Origin of the sequence: Sphingomonas sp., from assembly GCF_965200135.1 — a bacterium.
In the GTDB taxonomy this organism is placed as follows: domain Bacteria; phylum Pseudomonadota; class Alphaproteobacteria; order Sphingomonadales; family Sphingomonadaceae; genus Sphingomonas.
The window spans coordinates 89,296-109,485 of the sequence record NZ_CBDATK010000004.1 but is presented as its reverse complement, the minus strand read 5'-3'; the positions used below and the strand labels follow the sequence as shown (position 1 = coordinate 109,485).

Annotated in this window: 15 protein-coding genes, 1 tRNA gene and 3 pseudogenes; 3 read left to right on the top strand and 16 right to left on the bottom strand. The window is 60.6% G+C overall.

Features of this window, described 5'->3' with window-relative positions:
• Positions 1 to 188 precede the first annotated feature (188 nt).
• Positions 189 to 482: an integrase core domain-containing protein gene (locus ACOFKS_RS02585; RefSeq protein ID WP_419807941.1), complete on the top strand. Its 294-nt coding sequence runs from the start codon at positions 189 to 191 to the stop codon at positions 480 to 482.
• On the opposite strand, the gene murJ is transcribed toward ACOFKS_RS02585, so the two are convergent.
• The 10 genes from murJ to ACOFKS_RS02535 form a co-directional block, all read right to left on the bottom strand.
• On the bottom strand, positions 475 to 1,809 hold the full coding sequence (gene murJ / locus ACOFKS_RS02580) for a murein biosynthesis integral membrane protein MurJ (protein WP_419807685.1): 1,335 nt from the start codon (positions 1,807 to 1,809) through the stop codon (positions 475 to 477). The genes ACOFKS_RS02585 and murJ overlap by 8 nt on opposite strands.
• Positions 1,810 to 1,843: 34 nt before the next feature.
• Positions 1,844 to 2,884 carry an SDR family oxidoreductase gene (locus tag ACOFKS_RS02575; RefSeq protein WP_419807684.1) on the bottom strand — a complete coding sequence of 347 codons (1,041 nt, stop codon included), beginning with the start codon at positions 2,882 to 2,884 and terminating at the stop codon, positions 1,844 to 1,846.
• 17 nt (positions 2,885 to 2,901) lie between these two features.
• Complete coding sequence (locus ACOFKS_RS02570) at positions 2,902 to 4,248, bottom strand: hypothetical protein (RefSeq protein WP_419807683.1); 1,347 nt, start codon at positions 4,246 to 4,248, stop codon at positions 2,902 to 2,904.
• A 79-nt stretch (positions 4,249 to 4,327) separates the two neighbouring features.
• Positions 4,328 to 5,623 carry a nucleotide sugar dehydrogenase gene (locus ACOFKS_RS02565; RefSeq protein ID WP_419807682.1) on the bottom strand — a complete coding sequence of 432 codons (1,296 nt, stop codon included), beginning with the start codon at positions 5,621 to 5,623 and terminating at the stop codon, positions 4,328 to 4,330.
• A gap of 116 nt (positions 5,624 to 5,739) precedes the next feature.
• Positions 5,740 to 7,701 carry an asparagine synthase (glutamine-hydrolyzing) gene (gene asnB, locus ACOFKS_RS02560; protein WP_419807681.1) on the bottom strand — a complete coding sequence of 654 codons (1,962 nt, stop codon included), beginning with the start codon at positions 7,699 to 7,701 and terminating at the stop codon, positions 5,740 to 5,742.
• 17 nt (positions 7,702 to 7,718) lie between these two features.
• Positions 7,719 to 8,906, bottom strand: a complete 1,188-nt coding sequence (locus ACOFKS_RS02555) for a glycosyltransferase (RefSeq protein WP_419807680.1) — start codon at positions 8,904 to 8,906, stop codon at positions 7,719 to 7,721.
• Positions 8,903 to 10,147 (bottom strand): hypothetical protein, encoded by a 1,245-nt coding sequence (locus ACOFKS_RS02550; protein WP_419807679.1) that lies wholly within the window; start codon positions 10,145 to 10,147, stop codon positions 8,903 to 8,905. The genes ACOFKS_RS02555 and ACOFKS_RS02550 overlap by 4 nt, the downstream gene beginning before the upstream one ends.
• Positions 10,144 to 11,298, bottom strand: a complete 1,155-nt coding sequence (locus ACOFKS_RS02545; protein ID WP_419807678.1) for a glycosyltransferase — start codon at positions 11,296 to 11,298, stop codon at positions 10,144 to 10,146. Before ACOFKS_RS02545 ends, ACOFKS_RS02550 begins: the two co-directional genes overlap by 4 nt.
• 136 nt (positions 11,299 to 11,434) lie before the next feature.
• Positions 11,435 to 12,622, bottom strand: coding sequence for a glycosyltransferase family 4 protein (locus tag ACOFKS_RS02540; protein WP_419807677.1), 1,188 nt, complete (start codon positions 12,620 to 12,622; stop codon positions 11,435 to 11,437).
• Positions 12,623 to 12,702: 80 nt separating this feature from the next.
• A complete protein-coding gene (locus tag ACOFKS_RS02535) occupies positions 12,703 to 14,709 on the bottom strand; it encodes a polysaccharide biosynthesis protein (RefSeq protein ID WP_419807676.1) in 2,007 nt (668 codons plus the stop codon).
• A 98-nt stretch (positions 14,710 to 14,807) separates the two neighbouring features.
• On the opposite strand from ACOFKS_RS02535, the gene ACOFKS_RS02530 reads away from it, so the two are divergent.
• On the top strand, positions 14,808 to 15,389 hold the full coding sequence (locus tag ACOFKS_RS02530) for a sugar transferase (protein ID WP_419807675.1): 582 nt from the start codon (positions 14,808 to 14,810) through the stop codon (positions 15,387 to 15,389).
• Here ACOFKS_RS02530 and ACOFKS_RS02525 read toward each other — a convergent pair.
• Entirely contained in the window at positions 15,386 to 16,207 is an 822-nt protein-coding gene (locus tag ACOFKS_RS02525; RefSeq protein WP_419807674.1) for an NAD-dependent epimerase/dehydratase family protein, read from the bottom strand. The two genes, ACOFKS_RS02530 and ACOFKS_RS02525, sit on opposite strands and share 4 nt — an antisense overlap.
• Before the next feature lie 475 nt (positions 16,208 to 16,682).
• On the opposite strand from ACOFKS_RS02525, the gene ACOFKS_RS02520 reads away from it, so the two are divergent.
• A protein-coding gene (locus tag ACOFKS_RS02520; protein ID WP_419807427.1) for an IS3 family transposase occupies positions 16,683 to 17,803 on the top strand; the annotation gives its coding sequence in 2 pieces (ribosomal slippage) (positions 16,683 to 16,932 and positions 16,932 to 17,803; 1,122 coding nt in all).
• Between the two features lie 17 nt (positions 17,804 to 17,820).
• Here the strand turns inward: ACOFKS_RS02520 and ACOFKS_RS02515 are convergent.
• From ACOFKS_RS02515 to ACOFKS_RS02495, 5 genes and pseudogenes are all read right to left on the bottom strand, one after another.
• Positions 17,821 to 18,037: pseudogene (locus ACOFKS_RS02515) on the bottom strand (GDP-mannose 4,6-dehydratase); the annotation flags it as partial.
• Positions 18,038 to 18,293: 256 nt separating this feature from the next.
• The gene (locus ACOFKS_RS02510; RefSeq protein ID WP_419807673.1) at positions 18,294 to 19,112 is read right to left on the bottom strand and encodes a class I SAM-dependent methyltransferase; all 819 of its coding nucleotides are present in this window, start codon (positions 19,110 to 19,112) and stop codon (positions 18,294 to 18,296) included.
• 193 nt (positions 19,113 to 19,305) lie between these two features.
• Positions 19,306 to 19,614, bottom strand: a pseudogene (locus ACOFKS_RS02505) (integrase core domain-containing protein); the annotation flags it as partial.
• A 155-nt stretch (positions 19,615 to 19,769) separates the two neighbouring features.
• A pseudogene (locus ACOFKS_RS02500) lies at positions 19,770 to 19,853 on the bottom strand (hypothetical protein); the annotation flags it as partial.
• 175 nt (positions 19,854 to 20,028) lie between these two features.
• A tRNA-Gly gene (locus ACOFKS_RS02495) sits at positions 20,029 to 20,103 on the bottom strand.
• Between the last annotated feature and the right edge of the window lie 87 nt (positions 20,104 to 20,190).

Below are 20,190 nucleotides of genomic sequence, written 5' to 3'. Positions count from 1 at the left end.
GTCCCAGCGGACGGAAGGACGCTCCGCGCTGGTTGCAACTCCGGTTAAGCTACGCGCGCCCTACTCCGCAACCAGCGCGAAAGGTGCGCCCGGCATCGATCTGCCGCCACTCGAAAGGGGGGCCTTGTTCGGCGCCGATGAGGGGTCCCGGTTGGACGCCTATTTACAACACCCACTAGTTCCTTTCGCTGGAGGACGCCCGGGCCAAGATCGAGGCTTGGCGGCGCGACTACAACGAAAGCCGCTCTCACACATCACTTGGCTGGCGCCGATCGAATATGCTGCTGCCGCTGCCATCAAAGCGGCCGATTGAACGCCGGAAACCGGGGCACCCTCAACGTCACCACGCACATGCTCGCGCGCCCGCAGGGCAGGGCAGGAGCCTTGAGGCGCTGACGGTAGAGCCTTCACACGACGTCCCCAGGAAGCATGGCAAGACGCCCACGGAGAGTACGTTTTCTCGGAACAACCCGACTATTTAGAGCGGATTTGGCTAACTTGGGCAACTAGCGAAAAGGCATACATCCCCACAGTGGACAGCATAAGGGCATAGAGCCCCAAAACCGGGATCAGAAGCTGCAATAAGGTGATCTTCACGATAACTGCCATTCCCGCGATGATCGATACCGACTTGTAACGCCCACTCGCCGCTAGCCACTGGACGATGGCGGTGCTCGCGAAGAAGAACGGTAACTGCATGATACCGAGACGGACCAGATCGGCAACCACGTCGGCGTCATGGCCGCCGAAGGCTCCGCGTTGCAGCAGGAGCCGGATGGCAGGCCCCGATGCCACCCATCCCAAGGCGGCGCAAACAACACCTAGCACTCCGCAGACGACCGCCCATTGCCATGCCTGCTGACGAGCAAGGGCGACGTCGCCATCGGCGATCGCGCGTGAGAAGGTCGGCAACAGGGCACGGGCGATAATGACAATCGCGATGCTGGTGCCCATGCCGATCAAACGATTGGCGTAATTGAGGGACGCCACCGCGCCAGCGCCCAGCCGTGCGGCATAGGCCTGTTCCACGGGTACGGTGATCCACAGGATACCGGCGCCGATAGCCAGAGTTCCGATCGCCTTGCGGATGCGCGGCCAGTGCGGGGATGAGAAGTCGAGCGAGAAGCCCCCTATACCCTCATCCGTTCGAAGAAGGAGGAAAGCCAGAAAGGCTATCTGAACGATCGTTCCTGTTAACAGGCCGGTGATGAGCGCGTTCTCGTCGCTCCACGCAAGAGGAGCGATCGCACCCAGCGATATGCCGATCGGCGGGAAGGCCTCGCCTATGGTGTAGAGGTAACGCTGCTGTGCCTGCAGTCGCGTGGCTAGGTAGCCGGCGACGAGACCCAGGCCGGCGACGGGAGCCAGGCGTACGATCATTGCCTGCGTCAGCGAATGGGTCGTAGACGTGGTCGCGCCTGTCATAAGTGCGCTGGCCCATGGCGCCGTGACCGCGGCTAGGGCGCATAGGCCGATAGCGAGCATGGCGATGACGGCATTGAGTTCCGCAACCATATGCTGGTGGCTTCGCTGGTCGCGGACGCTGGAAACCAGCAGGGGAACAAGACCGGTTGCAGCGGTGCTCACCAACAAGACTGGCAGCCAGCTGGCGATTGTAAACGCCATGTTGAAGGCGTCGATCGAAATCCCGGTCCCGTATCGGTAGGCGAGCGTCACCTCGCGTACGATCGTGAATAGCTTGGCCGCGATGGCAAGCGCAGTCACCCGCGCGCCGCTGGCCACGATCGCTCGACTGCTTGGATGGATCGCAGCCATCGATGCCGCAGCCAGTTTACGAAAGGGCTTCATCTGCCGCGACATTGGATGTGCCGAGTAGTTCTGTTCAAGATAAAAGGCCTTTTCGATCCGCTTCCAGATACCAGGTCATTGCCTCGCGCAATCCCTTGTCAACAGTATGGCTCGGTGCATAACCTATTCGATTCTCAGCCTTCGAAATGGCGGCTTGCGAGTGACGGACGTCTCCAGCGCGAAAATTGGCATGTATGGGATCGAGGCGATAGAAATGCTGATGTTCGCTCAGGATTTCGCGGATCTTGCCGAACAACTCATTGAGTGACATTCGATGGCCGAGAGCGACGTTGAACACTTCGCCCTGTCCATCCGCAGGCGTCAGTGCCGCGCGCAAATTGGCTTGTACGGCATTGGCGATGTAGCAGAAATCCCGGCTCGTCTCGCCATCGCCGTTAATCACAACCTCCTGGTCCCGGATCATCGCAGCCACCCACTTGGGAATCACTGCGGCATAGGCTCCGTTGGGATCCTGACGCGGACCGAAGACGTTGAAATAGCGGAGGCCGGTCGCCGCGAAACCGTAGCTGCGGCGATAAACGGCGCCATAGAGTTCGTTGACGAGTTTGGTCACGGCATAGGGGGAAAGCGGATTACCTATGACATCCTCGACCTTGGGCAGGGCGGGGTGATCCCCATAGGTTGAACTAGACGCGGCGTAGACGAAGCTCAATACGCCTGAGACGCGCGCTGCGTCGAGCATATTCACGAACCCCATCACGTTGGTCTGGGTCGACGTGATCGGATCGGCGATCGACCGGGGTACCGATCCCAGCGCAGCCTGATGCAGGACATGGTCGACGTCCTGCGTGCAACGGCGACATGCGTCCGGGTCGCGAATGTCCGCTTCGACGAAGGTAAAATTCGCCCAGGCGTCGCCGACGACCTCGGCCACCTCGTCAAGGTTGCGTTGATGGCCTGTCGCAAAATTGTCCATCCCCGTGACGCGCTGACCGTGACGCAGCAATGTTTCGACCAAGTTTGATCCGATGAAGCCGGCGGCCCCGGTTACCAGCCAGTTCCGCTGTTTCTGGCGCAGTGCGGCTGCGAAATCGTCGGCGATCCAGTTCGTCATGCGATGCTCCTTGGTCGTCAGCGGGCCGTCTGGCTGCGGCGAATAAGCGTAAAGCCGGACGGCAACGCCGGTGCGATTCTAGCGGCTGGGCCTTCCAGATTTACGCGCACCGCGATTGACGGCCCGCTGTAGGCGGTAATGGGGTGTTGAACGAGGTTTAGATCGCCCGAAATCGTGATCGCGCTCCACGTGTTCGCAGTGCGAACGGTCTCGAGCCGCATGCCTGAGTAGCTGGAGAAGCCGATGCCGGTGACGCGGTCGAGGCCGGCGGATACCTGAAGAAGGTCGAACACAATCCGGATGTCACTGATCCGGGCCGTGCCCGTCGAGGGATCAGGCTGGTGTTCCAGTTTCACTAGGTTGGAGAACCGGGCCACGGAGCCGCGAAAGGTCGCGTTCAATCGGATGTCCCTAGTATCGAAAACATACCGCTTGATGAGAAAGCAGGCATCCGCACCGAGCGCATCGCTATCATGATCGACGGTTAGGTTGATCTCATGATCGCTGACACCATAGGCGAAATAGCTTCGCCGACAGTTCCGGGTGGACAGGTCCGCACGGACCTTATCGCCGTTTTCCGCGAAGACCATGCCGTAATAGCATCGAACCGCTGACGATCTGGTGACGCGAATGCCTCTGACCCGCTGCGGCAATGTGCCGGCGGCAAAGAGGAACGCGACCGCATCGTACACGACAATCCGGTCCAGGGTGAGATTGTCGCAGTCCCCCAGGTTGGCATCGGGAGATATAAAATACAGCCCGCGCCATTCGGCATTGATATCGGTGCCGCTATCCGTCGCCCGCATTGATCGGATCGTGACGTTACTAAAGTCGCGAAGGGTGAAGAGAAAGGTTTGACAGTGCGGCGTCGCGGAATGCGACCGAATCGTCGCGCCGCGGCCATCGATAACAGCATCGCGCAGATGGTCGATCATGAAAATGCGATTGATCCTGCCCGACCACGCGCCGACGAAGTATCGACGGCCCGCAGAAAAGGCGACGGTTCCGCCTGCCGTCTGCCAGAATGCGATCGCCGATTGTATCGCGACATAATCGTTGGCTTCGTCGTCGCCGATCGCACCGAATTGATCGACCTCAATCGCGGCGCTGGGCTCGAGACGATAATGATGCCCATCGCGGCTGCGTGCGGCTCCGCGGGAAGCCCATTGCACGTCGGACGGTGCGGGCGATGCTGTGCGACGATAGCGTGCGGCACCGATGCCGACCAAGCTCCAGCCCCGCGTCACGATAAAGGGGGCTCCATACGTTATTGTGGAGGCGATCGCGGCGAACGTATCCACGACGACGGCATTCGAACCTGCTGCGCAACCAGCGCCCGTGCCACCAATCGGCAGTGCGATCATGCCGGTTATGATCCGTCGCCGACTGATCCGGTAGGCCAAGCGCTTCGTGGCAGTGCCGGTCGCGAAGACGTCCCCGATGCTAAAGGCTCCAGTATGCGATACCCTCGGGCACTCGAGCCGGATCGACGGCGGCCTTGAGGTCGATGAAGACACCGTCCGGGCGCAGGCATCCCACCAACGCATCGATATTATCCAGGTAATTGCGGTGATTGACCGCGAGAATCAAGACATCGACATCGGCCAGTTCTTCGGGCGCAGTTAGCGTGACGCCATATTCGTGCTTGGCCTCCGCCGGGTCGGCAAGAGGGTCGTGGATGCTGGTCGCGATGCCGTAATCGGCGAGCTCTTCCAGGATGTCCGGAACCTTCGAGTTGCGCAAATCGGGAACATCTTCCTTGAACGTCAAACCCAACACCGCCACCCTCGCTGCCTGGACGTTACGGCCGCGCTTGATGAGCATCTTTATCGCCTTGCGGGCGACATGACGACCCATGTCGTCGTTGATCCGGCGACCCGCCAGGATCACCTCGGGACGATAGCCAAGCTGCTCGCTGGCATGAGTGAGGTAATAGGGGTCGACGCCGATGCAATGACCGCCCACCAGACCCGGTGAAAAACGCAGGAAGTTCCACTTGGTGCCCGCCGCATCAAGAACGGCTTTGGTGCTGACTCCCATGCGGTCGAGAATGACCGACAGTTCGTTCATCAGCGCCACGTTGAGGTCGCGCTGGGTATTCTCGATGACCTTGGCCGCCTCCGCCACCTTGATGGTCGGTGCGACGTGGAGTCCCGCATCGATGATGGCGCCGTAGACGGCCTTCACGCGCTCTAGCGCTTCGGGACTGTCGGCTGCAACGATCTTAGTGATGGTTTCCAGGCGGTGTTCCTTGTCGCCCGGATTGATCCGCTCCGGCGAATATCCCAGCGCGAAATCGATGCCGTGTTTCAGGCCCGAAATCTTCTCGAGAAGCGGGCCGCAGATGTCTTCAGTCACACCGGGGTAGACAGTGGATTCGAAGACGACGATGGCGCCGCGCTTCAGCTTTTCGCCGATAAGCTGGCAAGCGCTGCGGATCGGCCCAAGGTCGGGTTGCCGGGAGGCGTCGATCGGGGTCGGCACGGTGACGATGAAAAAGGTCCGATTCGCGAGATCCCTCACATCGGCGGAAATACGCAAGGGGCAGGCATGCAGGCGCGCGTTCTCGATCTCGCCGGTACGATCGTTGCCGTTCCGCAGTTCGGCAACGCGTCTTTGCGAAATGTCGAAGCCGACCACGTCGGTCATCTTCTCTGCAAGCGCGACTGCGACGGGCAAACCTACGTATCCGAGTCCGATTACGCCGATTTTCTCGTCAACAACCATGATCTTTCGCAATCCTGCCGTGAATCTTCGCGTTGCTGCCCACTAGGCAGCGGGCTCGCCGCATTGTTTGCGTCGGATCCGCTTGGCACCGCCCTTAAGTGCCGAATTATTTTGGCGCAAGCGAAGTGCTAGGATGCTCGCTTTGTGATTGCGATCGCGGCGCGGTGCTCGTCGAGCCAGGCCTGAAACATCATGATGTCCCAGACACGATAGCTCGTAGTGCTGCTTGCCCCATGATCGATTTCGCGCTGTAGGTCTTCGACCCGTGCAGGTGCGAAATACCCCTCGGCAGCGATACGGGTGGGGTCGAGCAACGTATGCCGCCATTCACGCAGGGGACCGGTCAGCCAGGCGCCGAGCGGCACGCCGAAGCCCATTTTCGGTCGATCGATGAGGGATTGCGGGACGTAGCGGTATAGGACCTGTCGAAGGATATGCTTGCCGACTCCGTCCTTCAGCTTGGTCGAGAGCGGCAAACGCCATGCGAACTCTACGACACGCGGATCGAGGAAGGGAATTCGTGATTCAAGGCTGACCGCCATCGACGCACGATCCACTTTCGTCAGAATATCGCCGGGAAGATAGGACAAGGTATCGAGATACATCATCGTTTCACGGAAGTCCGTAAACGCCGGGCGAGGTATCCCGGTGATACCTGCCGGTTCGCGGCCCCCCAGCGCCATGGCTTCTGGTTCGATGTCGTGCGAGACGAGACGACGATATAATTCCTCTGGCGTGCTGCAGCGCAGAACCTCGGCCACTTTGCCCAAGCGGCCATACAGATGGATGCGGCGATAGCGCTCGGGCAGGAGCGGCCGGATCGCGTGCAACGCCTTCTCGGTGACAGGCGATTCAAGGCCCGCCGCGACGGCGCGGCGTAGCGGCAGCGGGATCGGCTGAGTCAGAGATCGAAGACGATCGGCATGGACGTATCGATTGTAGCCGCCGAAGATTTCGTCGCCTGCGTCGCCCGAAAGGCTGACGGTGACATGCTGCCGCGTCAGCGCGGACACCAGCAGGGTCGGAATCTGCGAGGAATCGGAGAATGGCTCGTCCCAAATAGCCGGAAGCCGCGGGAGTGTATCTAATGCGTCCTGCGGACGGGCGATCAGTTCAGTATGTTCGGTGCCGAGGTGGGTTGCTATCGCCTTGGCATGATCGGCTTCGTTGAAGCGCGGATCGTCGAACCCGATTGTAAACGTCTTGACCGGGCGCGTTGATTGCGCCTGCATCAGTGCAGTGATGAGCGATGAATCGATCCCACCGGAGAGAAATGCCCCCACCGGTACGTCTGCGTCCATGCGTAGACCCACCGCATCGAGCAGCAGCGCATCGAGTTGATCCACGACTTCAGTCGTATCGGGCAGGGGATTGGCTTTGGCGTGTGTGATTGTTTCCAGCAGCGACCAATAGGCTTTCGGGCTGGCGCTGGTAACGAGCGGACGAATTTCGACATAGTGCCCGGGTTCGAGCTTTGATATGCCTTCCCAGATGCTATGCGGCGCGGGGATGTAGTTGTGGCGCAGATATAGGGTGAGCGCATCGCGATTGATCGTGCCGGAGAAATCGGGATGCGCATACAGCGCCTTCATCTCCGAAGCGAAGAGCAGCTTTCCTTGCTGCCATCCGAAATAGAGGGGCTTTTCGCCGAACCGGTCGCAGGCGAGCGTGAGAACCTCGCGTTTGCGGTCCCATACCGCCAGCGCGAACATACCGTTGAAACGTTGCAGGGCCGTTTCGATTCCCCAAGCCTCGAAAGCGGCGAGTATTACCTCGGTGTCCGAATGTCCGCGCCAGTTTGGCGCCCGTCCGGCTTCGTCCAGTTCGCGGCGCAGCAGGCGATGGTTGTAGATCTCGCCGTTGTAAACGAGCTGGTAACGATCTTGCGCCGACGCCATCGGTTGATGGCCGGCCGTCGAAAGATCGAGGATCGAAAGCCGCCGGTGGCCGAGGGCGACGCCGTGGTGGGGTTCGAGCCACAATCCGGCATCGTCGGGACCGCGATGTCGGATGCCGGTCGTCATGCGACGAAGAATTGCCTTGGGGTCACCAGACGCGTTGGCAGAGATGAAGCCGGCAATGCCGCACATCGCTGAAGGTCCTAGCTTTAGAGGGGGGTGCCAGGGTTTATAGCCGAGTGGTCGGGAGAGCGCAAAGTGCGGCTCTCTGGTCGCCGTTTCCGTACGTCCGTATAGAGCGCGCCATAACAAGCGGCCATAGCTTCCAGACTGAAGCCACGCACGATGTGATTGCGGGCTTTTCGGCCGACAACAAGGCGTTCTCCCGGCGATCTGGAAGTGAGATCGAGTATTGCCTGTGCCAGCGCGTCGATGTCGCCGGGAGGGACGAGCACACCGTGACCATCCATCAGTCGGGCGGTATCGCCGACAGCCGTAGCGATGCAGGGCAGTCCCGCCAGCATTCCCTCCGCCACTGCATTAGGAAACGCCTCGCTCCGGGAAGGATTGATCAGGGCATCGAGGCCACTCAGCAAAGCCGGTGCGTCGTCGCGCTCCCCGAGCGCGTGGATGCGGTTAGCGATGCCCAACTCGGCTGCGAGGGCCGCAACCGGTCCGTCGATGACCTCCGTTCCGGCACCGATCAAAACCAGATGGGCACGGGGTCGGTCAGGCGCGATGGCAGCGAACGCGCGAAGCAACAGATCATGGCCCTTGATCGGGTGGACGCGCGCGAGCTGGCCGATCAGCACGACGTCTTGCGGTAGACCGAGCTTGTCGCGCAGATCCTCCGCACCGGCTGGCGCAACCGGAGCCGCTTGGACCCCATAGCCGTTGGCTATGACGACGCCCTTTGCGGCGGGGTAGCCGATTGCCTCGTGCTGAAGTTGGCTGGCGTGGGACACGTAGCAGATGCGCGTGGCTCGTCGCCCGAGCACGGCCAGTGCGCGAATGATCGCCACGCTGCGGCGTTTCTCGCCGGTAAGATCATCCAGCGAGTGGCGGATGCCGATTACCAAGGGCAGGCGATGCGGCAAGACTGCGAGCAGCGCTGCAGGGTGGATCAACCATGCATGGACCAGATCGGGGCGGGAGGCGGCGACGAGCTTGCGCCAGCGTGACCACGCGAGGCGGAGCCCCCCGCCCCCAAGATGATGGACCGGTACTCCGGCCGCTGCAATGCGCCGAGCAAGCAGCGTATCTCCGCCGGAGAGCGTCGCGACCGCGACATGCTCGATCGGCGCCGATGTCTCGACGAGACGGGCGAGAGAAACCTCCGCACCGCCGCGATTGAGGCTTGTGATGACGTGGAGGACGCGAGGAGGGCGATCCGTCACGGCTGCGGCTCGTCGCTAGGTTCCAGGGCAGCTACCGTGCGTGTAACGATCCACAACGCCAGGCAGGAATAGAGAATCCTGTTGATCAGCGTAATACTGTTCGCGACATCATTGCGATGAATATAAAAGGCGATAAAGGAGCCAACCAAGGCAAGCGCCAGTTTCGCGAAGCTATCAGTTTTCCGCATATAGCGGCTGATCGATACCAGGGCAGCATTCTGGATGACAATGTATATAAGTATACCGATATATCCCATAGCGGCATAAAAGTTCGCGTAGATATTGGACGCGACGCCATATCTCAGATTTGGAAAAAGCTGATCCTGAAAGTCAAACTTAACCTGATCGATAGAAATAGTCGTCAGAACGTTTGATAAAGGGATTACTGATATCAATGAGCTAAGAAAGCTCTCAATGGGTATAGAAAAGTCACGTTCAATCACTTCCTTGAGAATAGATTGAGTGATAAATGGCTCAGACTTAAGAAATATATTGGCGAGGAAGTCGCGATCGCCTAAAGTCTGAAAGACAAGGTCCCATCTGCCGAGCTTAACGTTAGCGTAAACAAATTTATAGGCAAAAAGAAACATAACAATGGAGACAAGCGTAAAAATGTTTCTAACCTTGAAGAATGATCGTACTCCGTCACGATAGGCAATCCAAACAAAGATACAGAAGGCGGCAATCGCCAACTCAGAGCGAAATCCGATGAAGACCAAGAACGCGACACACAGAATCGACGGCATAGCCATTATATACTGTTTCTGCACGATGAACAGGACTAGGGTAACCTGACTCAGCGTGGCAAAAAGAATAATGGAGCGGTCCTGGACGTTCAGAACATCGTTCTTGTCGGGGCTGAACAAGTCCTCGCCTCCCACCAAAAGGGCTACTACGAACGAAATCAGCAAGAGCGCGACAATAACGGCGTTGGCCGCTGGCGTAGTGAACGGGCGCGTCGTTTGCTTTTGTTGTACCGACAGAGCGGGTAACGGATTATACAGGATGCCGGTAAGAACGGCGCCCCCCAGCGCCCCGATCCACACAAGATAGGTCGCGGTGGATATTGGCTCAATAGGAAAGTCGTCAGGATAATAAGGATTAAATAGCAATCCATGAAACCCTGGCATAAAATAGACAATACAGCCAAAGTAACCAGCTGAAACGAAGTCGAATGTCGAGCGCTTAAAAACAAAAAACCAAACACCTAAAAGCGAAACTATGTAGAAAATATATATCATGCAACCACACCGATCTCTGTCGGTAATTGTGGGAGTACTCCGTCGAGGAGGACGTTCTTGTAGGCGGCTGTTGCGGCCTCCTCGGAGAAGGCATGAAGCGAAGGTGCTGGAGCAAAATGACTTCCGTCCAATGTCGCCATGATCGCGGACGCCATCCTGGCGGGATCTCCGACGGGAACAAGTGCGGGCGATCCTTCGCCAAGGATTTCCCGTGGCCCGGTCGGACAATCGGTGCTGACGACGCATGTTCCCACGGCGAGCGCCTCGACGAGGACGCTCGGCAAACCCTCGGAGGTGGACGACAGGACGAACACCGACGCGTGCTTCATGTAGGAGAAGGGATTAGACTGGTATCCGGCCAAGTCGACATCGCCGTCAATCCCGAGACGGTGCGCCAGGTCTGACAACGTCCGGCGCAGGGGACCGTCACCGAGGATCACAAGCCGAATCGCCCGGTGACGGCGGATCAGGAACATGGCTTCGAGCAGCGTGTCGAACCCTTTTTCGGGCACCAGCCGGCCGACCGCCAGCACGACCGGTACGTCCTGGTGCAGCCAGGGGTGATCGACCGGTTCCCCAGCTTTAGCCAGGAGGCCGTCGGATACGACCGGATTGTAGATCGCAAACACCCGCTGCCGCGAAAGGCCGAGGCCGGCGACGAGCTCGACCGAGAGCGCTTTCGAGACGGTGACGATCGCATCGGCACGACGATAGAGAAGGCGCATCGCGCCGCGCAACGATCGTTCCTTCAGGCTGCGTTGAGTCCGCTGCAGCGCTGCGAAACTCTGCCGTTCGCTGATGACCAAGCGCGACGTCGACCGTGCAATCGCATGGGCGACAATCGCGATCAGATTGGCGTGATGCATGGCGGAAAGAAGGGCGGCGGGACGTTCTCTCATCAGATAGCGCACCAGCCCAGGCAGGGCCGCAGCGACCCGGCGCCGGCCCAGGTCGACGATACGTACCTTGCCCGAAACGTCGTTCAGAACACTACCTGTGGCGGAAGCCAGGACGAGGTCGACGTCGATTCCCTGTCGGCTCAAGGCAACGGCCAGCCGCACGATAGATTTTTCGGCCCCCCCACCGCCCAGCGAGGGAAGGAACATCGCGATTTTGCCGACGGCGGGCGTCTCGGACTGCTGCAGATACAAAGGTTCTCTCACGGCTGCCTGTTGCCGGGAACGACGCCGCCGGCCGCTGATGGCATGCGTTCATCCAAGGGAGGTATCGCTCGTCCTGTCGCCGGGCCGGCACGAGCCTGCCTATCCGAACGCTTGGGCACCGGGATCATCGTGCCTCGGCCAGGCGGGAAGCCGGTTCGGTTAGGCCATCATACCCCAGGATCAACGCCGTTGTCGCATCGGCAACGATGTCCAGCTCGTAGAGTCGGGCGCAACGGGCGTGTCCTGCCGCACCCATCTTCCGGACGCAAACCGGATCATCGGCCAAATCGAGCATCGCTGCCGCCAGCGCGTCGGCATCAGCGACGGGCACCAGCAGCCCGTTCTGCCTGTCAACAACGGTGCTGCGACAGCCAGGGGCATCCGTCGTGATGATTGCCCGGCCGACGGCCATGGCTTCAAGATTGGTACGTGGCGTTCCCTCGCGATACGAGGGCAGCACGAAGACGTGGCATGCCGCGAATTCGGCAAAGGGATCGGCAACGTGACCACGCGCTTCCACGACGCCCTCGCTCACCCATTTGGCGACATCCTCGTCGGTGATTGAGGCGTAATTGTAGTCGGTTCCACCGACAAGCACGAAACGAACGTCAGGCCTGACCGCTTTGACTGCGCGCGCTGCGGCGACATATTCGAGGACGCCTTTGTCACGAAGCAGGCGGGAAACCATCAGGAACACAGGGGGGCCGCCTGGGATCGGCATGGCGCGGAACTTCTTCATATCCACACCCGAACCGTTGACCAGTGCCGTTCGCGTGCCGGCCGGGATGGATCCGCTCCGGCGCAGCGCTTCGAGGTCGTCGGGGTTCTGGAGAATGGCCAGGTCGGCCCACGAGAGGGCGAAGCGATAGCTTACCCTGGCGAACACGCGCGCCAGTCGGCGCGAAAAGCCGCGCCCATCAATGAAGGCAAACCCGAGGCCAGGAATCATGCACACCCGTCGTTTCACGCCGATCAGGCGCGCTAGGGGCAAGGCATAGATAACGGATTTGATGGTGTGGACGAAAAGGATATCCGGCTGGTACGCTTTCAATATACGCCACAGGGCTCGTATGTGGGAAAGATCCGCCAACGGATTCATTCCTGCCGGTTGGAGCGTCCAGGGAACGAACTCTATACCTGTACGGTCGAAATCATTGATGTTGAAACCCTTCGACGGGGTGGCGACAACGACGACTCTATAACCAAAGTCTCTAAGCCTCCGCATTACCGGAAGGCGAAAGAGGAACATATATTGTGCGTGAGCACCCACGAAGATCGCGGTCTTTTCATTAGGCGGATAAATCGGGGTCACGAACGGCAAGCCTTGGAAAAAAGCGAGGGGGTAATTTGAATCAAGATCAAGCTGCGTGCCGTCGTGGAACGGCGTCGAACTTAGTAGGCATCCATGGGAGATAAGACCTTGTTAACGATGTCTTCACAACTGGAGATGCCAATTCCGCGGTGCTTTGTCGTTTCGAGATAGATGCTGTCGACCAAAGCGGAGCTGGGGTCGTATTCCGTCACGATGGCGCGCAGCAGATTGCGGGTATCCATCGAGTCCTGTCGCGTGATTGCGGAGTGGAGGCGCGCCAGGTGCGGCTCCAGATCGCGTATCGCAAGGAAGACTTCCGATGCCTTACGAATGCGCGGGTGGTCGGTCGCAAGCGGCGCGTCCTCGATCAGCAGTTCTTCGTACAGCTTCTCACCCGGCCGCAGGCCGACGAACTGAAGTTCTATGTCTCCTTGAGGGTTGCAGGCGTCACGCACCGACAGGCCCGACAATTCGATCAGGTTGCGCGCCAGATCGACGATCCGCACTGGCTCGCCCATGTCGAGCACGAACATCTCGCCCCCCCGCGCCATTGCCCCGGCCTGAAGAACGAGTTGTGCTGCCTCAGGAATCGTCATGAAGAATCGCGTGATGCGCTCGTCGGTGATGGTGACGGGACCTCCATTGCGAATCTGCTGTCTGAACAGCGGCACGACCGAACCGGAGGACCCCAAGACGTTGCCGAATCGGACCATCGAAAGACAGGTGTCGCTCTTCTCGTCCGCCAGCGCCTGCAGCACCATTTCCGCCATCCGCTTGGTGGCCCCCATGACGTTGGTAGGGCGCACCGCCTTGTCGGTGCTGACGAGCACGAAATAGCGGACGCGGTGGCGGATGCACTGGCGGGCGACCGTCAGAGTGCCGAACACGTTGTTGGCGACGCCCTGCACGGGATTGTGCTCGACGAGGGGGACGTGCTTGTAGGCCGCGGCGTGATAGACATGACTGGGCTGCCAGCAAGCCAGGATGCCGTCCATCCGCAGCTCGTCCTGGATCGATCCCAGGAGCGCCACGAGTTCGACCGGCGCCGCCCGCTCGTCCGCCGCGCGCCTGGCCGCCAAGGTTAATTCCAGCTCGCGATGAACGGTATAGAGCGCGTATTCGCTGCTGTCGAAGAGGAGCAGGCGGGCCGGGTTGGCCGCGATGATCTGCCGGCAAAGCTCGGAGCCGATCGAGCCGCCCGCCCCGGTCACGAGGATCGTGTTCCCGTTGAGATGCCGCGCGATCACGTCAGCGTCGGGGGCCACGACCTCGCGGCCCAGCAGGTCGTTGATGTCGAGGTTGGTGATGTCATCGTTCAGTCGGTTGCCCAGCGCCAGTTCGACGAAGTCGGGAAGCGTTCTGACGCGAACCTGAAGCGGGCGCAGGGCAGCGAGAATTTCGTTGCGGCGGTGCTGCGTGGCATTTGGAACGGCGAGCAGGATTTCGGTGACGCCAAGTTTGGCGATCAGCGTGGAAATATGTGCGGGCGCATGAACTCGGACCCCGTTCAACGAGGCGCCCTGCAACCCGCGGGCGTCGTCGATGAAACCGACCACCTTCATCTCGCGTCGGCCGGCAAGCACGCTGGCGACCTGGCGGCCCGACTCGCCGGCGCCGTAGATCAGGACGCGCACCCTTGGGTGCGAGCCCGCTCCGCGGTCGAGCAACTCGGCCAGTAAATGCCGCGCCACAATCCGCGTCATGACCATGAAGACGAACAGCAGCACCGGCTGAATGATGCCGACCGTGCGGGGCACGCCGGGGACGCCCCATAACGAGAAAACGGCAAAATAGGCGGACGTATAAGCGAGAGAGGCGGTTAGGATCTGACTGACGCCGGTGGTGTCGGCATGCCGAAATACGGGTCGGTACACCCCCAGCGCAAAGAAAGACGGGAATGCCAGCAGCAAGGATCCCAGCGCCGCCGGCGCGGGCGGACCGTAGAGAGGAGCCCAGGCGTTCAGGCGCAGGAAAAAGGCGATCCATACCGCCAACAGGCACAGGACCACGTCAAGTGAGATGAGCAGTAGGCGCTTGGTCCAGCGCGGCAGCAAGATGACCAGTTGGGCCGCGTTCACTAAGCGCATCGAAATAAAACTCGCGGATCTATCAACGTGATTGCGTGCGCTGTTTATCGAGTGGAGCGCCGCTTGACCAGCCAATGTCTTCCTTCCTAGGGCGCGATATGCATGAGATTGGGATACGAAGCGGCAAGAAGCGCGCGTTTGATCTTGCGCTGGCGTTGCTGCTCGCGGTGCCGGCTGCGGTGGCCTGTGCGGTCGCGGCGATACTGATCTGGCGCGATGACCGTGCAAGTCCGTTGTTCGTGCAGACCCGGCTCGGCCGCGACGGTCGTCCGTTCAGACTGGTAAAGCTGCGCACTATGCGCGTGGGGACCGGCGACTTGCCCTCCCATGAGGCCGCACGCAGCAACATCACCTCCAGCGGCGCAATGATGCGGCGTACGAAGCTCGATGAGCTGCCGCAGCTCTGGAATGTTATTCGCGGAGAGATGAGCTTCGTCGGCCCGCGTCCGGGATTGCCAAGTCAGCGCGAGCTTGCCGAAAGCCGGCGTCGCCATGGGGTAGACAGGCTGTTGCCGGGCATTACCGGCGTGTCCCAAGTCGCCGGGCTCGATATGTCGACACCCGAGCGTCTTGCCGAAATGGACGCGACCTACGCGGGGAGTTGGTCGTTAATTCGTGACATGCGGCTTCTCGTGCGGACCGCCCTAGGCGGCGGGCGTGGCGACGCGGCAAAGCTTTAGCGGGAAGCCTGCCAGCCGATCGCGTCGCGCAGGCCGGCCCGATCGCGTTCTAACTGCCCGGACGTGACGCGACCGCCAATCAGTCTATCGACCCCGGGAACCGGCAGCAGCCGAGTTCGACCTCCTCCCAAGGCGCGCGCAAGGGCCGCAAGGCTTGCCGATTGCCCGTCAACGGGTACGAAAGTTAGTCCGCGCGCGCGTGCGAAAGTATCTTCATCGATCTCAACTAGGCGAACGCAGAGGTTTGCGAGGGAATCCAGCGCCAAGAACCGACGCGGTGCCCGCGCCAGCCCCAATGGCAGAATCCAGCCCTTTTCCACGGCGCGTGCGATGTGGCGGATGGCACCGCGCGCTCCTGGGCCATGAAGCGGTGGCAGACGCAGGATCACGGCGGGCGCTCCCGGCTCTGGCGCTAGGCCGACGGCTTCCATCGCGCGCTTCGACTGCCCGTAGAGATCATTGCACCGGCCGTCACGATCGGCATATACAGAACTTGCAGCAACAACCCGCTTGATGCCCTGTCTCGCCGCAGCGGTACGCAGCGCGGCCATGACGGTCGCGGCGTCGCCGACATTGTTGACACGATAGCGTCGGCGATCGGCACGATCAGCGAAATGAAAGATCGTGTCGCATCCTGCCACGGCTTCCGCCAGCATCGCTGCGTCGGTCAGATCGGTCACGATACGTAAGGTATGGCCGGTCGATGGCGCATCAGAGCGTCGGCTGATGCCGATGACCACATGCCCGGCGTCGCGTAAGGCGTTTCCGACCCTACCGCCGGCAAGGCCCGTGATGCCGGTGATCGCGACGGTCGACATAAGAGTGTCGTACCTGGGGCGTGATTATTCGGCAACTGCGGGTTTCATAGGGACTGCTATTGCAGCTTTAAGCACGATAGCGTTTTTTTGGCATCTAAGATTGAGCGTTTCCATGCTTTGGAACTCATAGGCAGCTGAAGCTAGCCTTGTCATAGGCATTGTGGCGAACCGCGGGTCGTCGCTGGTAAGCCCATATCCTTAACCGCCGGATTTCTCGATCCTCATTAGGACACCACCTCCGCCTCTTTCTCTATCCACCACGCGGCGTGCACGAACCCTGCGTCGCGCTGGACCAAGAGTGCGAACGGCACTCTGATGACGTGATGTACCCGCCTGACCCGGTCCGCGCCGGTAATTGTTCGAGCAATTTGTGATGAGCACCGGGAGGCCATAGGTATCCCCAGGCCGATACGAGGTGACCTGCTCCCCGGGAATCATGCCATTGGTAAGTTAGCTCGTCAGATGGAGACGAGCGATGCGGCGAAGCCGATTTACCGAGGATCAGATCATTGGCGTGCTGCGCGAGCACGAGGCTGGCGTGAAGACGGCGGACCTGTGCCGCAAGCACGGGATCAGCGATGCGACGTTCTACAATTGGAAGTCGAAGTACGGCGGGCTGACGGTGTCCGACGCGGCGCGGTTGCGGGCGCTCGAGGATGAGAACCGACGCCTGAAGAAGCTGCTGGCGGAGTCGATGCTGGACGTGTCGGCGCTTAAGGATCTGCTGGGAAAAAACTGACCCGGTCTGCAGAGCGCTATGCTGCGGTGGAGAAGCTGATGGCCGATCACGGCTTCTCCGAGCGTCGCGCCTGCAGGCTGATCGGGGTCAATCGGTCGGCATGGCAATATGAGCCGCTTCGCGGGAAGGACGATGCTGTCCGCGAGCGGATGCGTGAGATCGCGAACGAGCGTCGTCGGTTCGGCTACCGGCGGCTGGCGATCCTGCTGCAGCGTGAGGGCAAGGGCATGAACCTGAAGAAGGTGTATCGGCTGTATCGCGAGGAGCGGCTGACGATACGCAAGCGTGGCGGGCGCAAGCGCGCGCTGGGCACGCGGGCGCCGATGGCAATCCCGCAGGAGCCCAACCAGCGCTGGTCGCTCGACTTCGTATCGGATGCATTGGCCTGCGGCCGGCGGTTCCGCTTGCTCAACGTCATCGACGATTACAGCCGGGAATGCCTGGCCTGCATCGTCGATACGTCGCTGTCCGGTCGGCGGGTCGTTCGTGAGCTGAGCGCTATCGCCGAACGTCGCGGGCTGCCGTGCATGGTGGTCAGCGACAATGGCACCGAGCTGACCAGTCACGCCGTTCTTGCCTGGTGCCAGGATACCGGGGTCGACTGGCATTACATCGCGCCGGGCAAGCCGCAGCAGAACGGCTTCGTCGAAAGCTTTAATGGTCGCTTGCGCGACGAGTGCCTGAACGAGCACCTGTTCCCATCGCTGGCCGCGGCAAGACGGATCATCGAGGCATGGCGGACGGACTACAACACCGTGCGTCCGCACAGCAGCCTTGGCGGGTTGGCACCCGCCGAGTTCACCAACTGCCCCCGCCAGGGGCATATGGACACTGAAGCTAAGTTATCAGCGGCCTGAAAACGGGGAGCAGGTCAGAGGTGGTCCGACCCTGCCTTCGACGCCCATTAGGGCTAGCGCGGATCGTAGGACGTGTCCTCGCTGAAGACCCCCGTTTCCCAACGAGCCGTAGACCTCGTCGGCCGAGTTATGGTGGAAGCGGAACGCCGCCTTCGCCTCGCCCTCCAGCCCCTGCCAATAGGCGCGCGTGGCCGACAGCATCGTGATGGTGCCCACGAGGTTGGGCTGGATGAAGGCGTCTCGATCGCCGCGTCAGCCAGTCCCTGCGATTGCGCCGGGCTGGATCCGCCGGCGACATCAGTCGCAGCGTGCCCACCTGATTGGCCTTGCGCAGGGGCGAGATCGGGCGCGAGCGAAGTTTGCGCAGAGGGCTCATACGGTTAGCGGCCCGTCCGCCGGGCCGCCCCTGTCCCCGAAGCAACATGTCTGCTTCATGCGACCGAGGGCGCGTTAGAGCAGACCGGTACGCATTCCAGTCAAGCCTACGCGGTCAGGCGCGAGCGTTGAACACGAACTCGCTACACCCCGTTCCAAAGACACCGAGGCTCGGGCGCACCACACTCTTGTGCCTCAAGCGCAAGCCAAGTGCCTCAACAAACCCAATCACCTCGTCTGCACGTGTCGATTGGTAGGGGTAGCCTCCCAGCCAGTCGTCAGCGTCACGCCAAAAATCCATGCCGCGGTCAGCATTGTAGTGTCGGATCATGGAAAGAGGACTGACACGTCGGAGAAGGCAGGAGGCCAGTAGGCGAGCAGCACCGAAAGGATAACGAATCAGTCGTCGGACGAGCGGGCCGGCCTTCGCGTAGAAGTGCTTCTCCTTCTCCCATAAGCCGCAGAGCGGGGCCTTCTCGTATAGAGCGATCGCAAAGACCCCACCTAATGCTACGAGCTCCGCGGCGGATTCAATGGCACGCCACACGTCACCCGTGTGGTGAAGTACGCCCCACGAGTAAACAATGTCGAACTTTCCTAAATTCTTAACATCGCCATCAAGTATCGACTGTTGTCGCGCCACTGGAGGAAAACCACCGCTGACGAACAACGCGTTGGCTGTGGCGACCGAGTCATTGTCCACATCGATGCAGATGACCGAGGCGCCTTTCTTCATGGCGGCAAGGGCATGGACGCCGGACCCGCACCCGATGTCGAGGAAAGTACGATCGTTCAGATCGCTGAGTCCCAACCGCTCTAGACCCTCAGATGCCCGATCAATCGCGTCATTTGGCAGATCAGCAGCATAAGCGGCCCAGTTTCGCCCGAAGTCAAAATGAGTTGATGGGCGGGTCGGGTCGACCAGGATGTCCATGTCCATTTCCCGAAATTGGACCACGCCCCCCTCTACCGGCAATCAGAAAGCGCCAAGCCGCCCGAAGTGACCGACACGTGGAGAATGCAGCCCGAAAGGGATGACTTTCGAACCAAGTGGAAGCTGCCGCCCAACGGCAACATTCGACATCATGCGTGACACGCAATCTCCAAAAAAAGGCACGGTTCTTGACCTAGGTGTTTAGTCCCGGCATCTGATGGATCGGAGTGACAATGAACCGACCTGCCTCTGACGTCCATATCTTGGCGATGTATTCGTAGGGTGTGAGGCCGCTGAGCGTCTTGAGCCGGCGAGCGAAGTTGTAGGCAGCCATGAAGTCGGCGAGGTGCGTCCGGAGCTGGTCGTGGCTCTCATGGTCGAAGCGTTTGACGGTCGCCTCCTTGATTGTTCGGTTCATCCGCTCGACCTACCCGTTGGTCCACGGGTGGTTCGGCTTGGTGAGCCGGTGCTCGATGTCGTTCGCCTCACAGATGATGTCGAAGCGCATCTGGCGCGACCAAGTGTCGCGACGCGAGCAGGAGGATCGATTTGCTGAGGATCGCTTTTCGCCTTCTCGGTCAGGATGATCGCCCGTGCGCTCGCGATGGACAGCGATCCCGCTTCAGAAACGCCGACCGGTAGCAACCGGGCTGACACGAAACGGGCATCAATCTCGGCGGCAACAAGGTGTGACCGTCGAGCAGCCACTCTCAAGCTGTCGGTGCGGAGCGAGCGCCAGATTTCAGACCGTCCATTACCGGGCGGAGAGCGTCAGGAAGCCGTCGCCTGACGTAGAAAAGGCCGTTGCGCAGAACGACGACTAAGGCGCGATTGTGGGGCGTGTTTGTGTAGCAGTCGCGCAAAAACAGCCTACTCGACGGCGCAACCCACTGTTTTACCGTGCTTCTTTCGCGACTGGAGCGGGCGAAGGGATTCGAACCCTCGACCCCAACCTTGGCAAGGTTGTGCTCTACCCCTGAGCTACGCCCGCTCTGGCGCCATGCCCGGCCTACGGCTCGGGCGGGTGAGGGGCGGCCCCTAGCAGCGCCTCCGCGCCCTAGCAAGCGTTTACGGAACG